The 213-nt window shown below is 39.0% G+C and carries 1 pseudogene; it reads right to left on the minus strand.

Annotated features, from left to right (window positions below):
* Positions 1–109 precede the first annotated feature (109 nt).
* Positions 110–213, minus strand: a pseudogene (locus AB4496_RS26495) (PilZ domain-containing protein); the annotation flags it as partial.

The raw sequence follows: 213 nt of genomic DNA on the forward strand, positions 1-213 counted from the left end.
GAAATAAAACGTCTGATCCCCTTGGGTTAAGGGGATTGTAATGGAAACTTTTTTAGACATGGTTCTGTATTAACTAAATGCTTCTAATAGAAAAAGGGGAATGGAGACGTCACTCATTACCTAAATCGGTAAGGTGTTCAATCTCTCTATAAAGCAGTTCATCGTCGCCAACGTTAAGTTCCACAAGGCGCTTAAGGTAGCTGATACTATCAA

Source organism: Vibrio sp. 10N.222.46.A1, assembly GCF_041473595.1.
GTDB classification, from domain to species: domain Bacteria; phylum Pseudomonadota; class Gammaproteobacteria; order Enterobacterales; family Vibrionaceae; genus Vibrio; species Vibrio tasmaniensis_A.